The following is a 1022-nucleotide window of genomic DNA, read 5'->3' as shown; positions in this document are numbered from 1 at the left end:
GTATTTACAGCCTCAGGGGCAGCACACCTTATTTAACTACGCAGCCGTCACCGAGGCCGATAAAGCGACCCTCGATCATTACATTCGCATGCTTACCAAGCGCGATCCGCGCACCCTGAGCAAAGACGAACAATATGCTTACTGGGTCAACCTTTACAATGCGGTCACGGTGACGCTGATTTTGGACGCCTATCCAGTCAGTTCTATCACCAAACTCGGTGGACTCTTTAGCTTTGGTCCGTGGGATGATGACGTAGTGACGGTGGCGGGCGAAGCCCTCACGCTCAATGATATCGAACACCGTATTTTGCGTCCGCTATGGCAAGATCCGCGTACCCACTATGCGGTCAATTGTGCCAGCCTTGGCTGTCCTAACCTGCAACCGCAAGCCTTTCAAGCCGACACCTTGGATGCGCAATTAGAACAAGCTGCCTACACCTTTATTAATAGTGATAAAGGCGTGAGTCAGCAGGGTAATCAGTGGCAGCTTTCTTCTATCTATGAGTGGTTTGAGACTGACTTTGGCGGCAGTGAACAAGGGGTGATCACCCATATCAATCAATATAGAGACATCAAGCTTCCCAAGGATGCACGCTTGGATTATGACTACGACTGGWCGCTTAACCAACTCGCGGACTAAAAGGCTTGGTGAACACTAAGCCAATCAGTACAATAGCACCGTACTCATTGGGGAGCCTCATGGCTGAGATTGCGCGCGGCGCTAAACCCATCGAACCTGATCCAGCTAACACTGGCGTAGGGATTGAGACTTGATGTTGCCATCAACTTGCCTCAACACCCACGCCCAACTTAGGAGCGTGCTGTGAAAGTTATTACCTCTGTTCTCACTCTGGTTTCTTTATCGCTGTTATCACTCAGCGCCCGTGCCGCCGACCCTCTAACGGTCTATACCTATGATTCTTTTATCGCCGATTGGGGCGCAGGGCCAAAAATCAAAGCCGAATTTGAAAAACGCTGTGACTGCCAATTAGAGTTTGTGTCTCTTAGTGACGGTGCTGCTC

1 protein-coding gene, 1 pseudogene and 1 riboswitch are annotated in these 1022 nt (G+C 50.4%); the gene and the pseudogene both read left to right on the top strand.

Annotated elements, in window-relative coordinates; genetic code table 11:
- Window positions 1-640, top strand: a 640-nt coding sequence (locus tag BZG79_RS15985; RefSeq protein ID WP_077774903.1) for a DUF547 domain-containing protein, incomplete at its 5' end; no start/stop codon positions are given.
- 38 nt (window positions 641-678) lie between these two features.
- A riboswitch (TPP riboswitch) is annotated at window positions 679-780 on the top strand.
- 43 nt (window positions 781-823) lie between these two features.
- A pseudogene (tbpA, locus tag BZG79_RS15980) lies at window positions 824-1022 on the top strand (thiamine ABC transporter substrate-binding protein); the annotation flags it as partial.

The organism is Salinivibrio sp. MA427 (assembly GCF_001996115.1).
GTDB lineage: Bacteria > Pseudomonadota > Gammaproteobacteria > Enterobacterales > Vibrionaceae > Salinivibrio > Salinivibrio costicola.
This window is presented reverse-complemented; position numbering and strand designations above follow the sequence as displayed.